Genomic DNA, 1,546 nt, shown 5'->3' on the forward strand with positions numbered 1-1,546 from the left:
CTGCTGGCCGAGGGCGAAAGCGCGGAGGCGGCCGAGGCCCCCAAGGCCGCCAGCACGCCCATGCCCGCCGTCCTGACCGGCTCCGAAGGCAAGGCGGACGCAACCGCAGGCGGCGAGGCGCCCACCAGCGCCCCCGTCCCGCCCGAACCGGCCGGGTCCGCAGGCAGCGACTGGCCCGAGGGAACCGAAACCCGCACCCAGACCGTGCGGGAGGCGCTCCGCGACGCCATGGCCGAGGAGATGCGCCGCGACGAGACCGTGTTCCTGATGGGCGAGGAGGTCGGCGAGTATCAGGGCGCCTACAAGGTCAGCCAGGGCCTTCTGGACGAGTTCGGCGCCCGGCGGGTCATCGACACCCCCATCACCGAACACGGATTCGCCGGGATCGGCGTCGGCGCGGCATTCGGCGGCCTCCGACCCATCGTCGAGTTCATGACCTTCAACTTCGCCATGCAGGCGATGGACCATCTGATCAACTCGGCGGCCAAGACGCTCTACATGTCGGGCGGCCAGATGGGATGCCCGATCGTCTTTCGCGGCCCGAATGGCGCGGCGGCGCGCGTGGCGGCCCAGCACAGCCAGGACTTCGCCGCCTGGTACATGCAGGTGCCGGGGCTGCGCGTGGTCATGCCCTACAGCGCGGCGGACGCCAAGGGGCTGCTCAAGACCGCGATCCGCGATCCCAACCCGGTCATCTTTCTCGAGAACGAGATCCTCTACGGGCGCTCCTTCGAGGTGCCGGTGCTGGACGACTTCACCATCCCCCTGGGCAAGGCCAAGGTGGAGCGGGAGGGGTCCGACGTCACGATCGTGAGCTTCGGGATCGGGATGACCTATGCCCTGCAGGCCGCCGAGGAGCTGGCCGGTCAGGGCATCGAGGCGGAGGTGATCAACCTGCGCACGCTGCGCCCCATGGACCTCGACACGGTGCTGCGCTCGGTCAAGAAGACCAACCGCTGTGTCACCGTCGAGGAAGGCTGGCCGCAGGGCTCGGTGGGCTCGTGGATCGGCTCGCAGATCATGCAGCAGGCCTTCGACCATCTGGACGCGCCGGTGATCGCCTGCACGGGCAAGGACGTGCCGATGCCCTATGCCGCCAATCTCGAGAAGCTGGCCCTCGTCACCACCGCGGAGGTCGTGGAGGCGGTGCGGCAGGTCACCTATCGGTAGGGGGCCCCGGCCATGCGCAACTCGGCTCATCTGCTGATCGCGGGGGTGATGGCGGCCTCCCCCGCCCTCGCCTTGCCGCCCCGATACGACGTGGAGAGGCACTGCCGCGAGGTGGCGAGCTTCGGCGGGAGTTTCAGCGCGGTGCTCTATGACACCTGCTTCGACATGGAGCAGGACGCCTACGATACCCTGAAGCGGCGCTGGGACGGCCTTCCCTCCGCGATGCGGCGTCATTGCGATCAGGTCGCCAGCTTCGCGGGCTCGGGGTCCTACTCCCTGCTCGAGACCTGCGTGCAGATGGAGGAGCAGGCCGGCTCCTCCGGCAATGTCTTCCAGTACTGAGGGGCCGGACCCATGCCCACCGAGATCCTGATGC

Annotated in this window: 2 protein-coding genes; both read left to right on the forward strand. The window is 69.0% G+C overall.

Features of this window, described 5'->3' with window-relative positions; all coding sequences use genetic code 11:
* A partial coding sequence (locus tag GT358_RS16255; RefSeq protein WP_166583679.1) for a pyruvate dehydrogenase complex E1 component subunit beta occupies window positions 1-1,170 on the forward strand: 1,170 nt, incomplete at its 5' end.
* Between the two features lie 12 nt (window positions 1,171-1,182).
* Entirely contained in the window at window positions 1,183-1,512 is a 330-nt protein-coding gene (locus GT358_RS16260; RefSeq protein WP_166583680.1) for a hypothetical protein, read from the forward strand.
* Window positions 1,513-1,546 lie beyond the last annotated feature (34 nt).

The sequence above is a fragment of the Rubellimicrobium sp. CFH 75288 genome (assembly GCF_009904055.1).
Taxonomy (GTDB): Bacteria; Pseudomonadota; Alphaproteobacteria; order Rhodobacterales; family Rhodobacteraceae; genus Rubellimicrobium.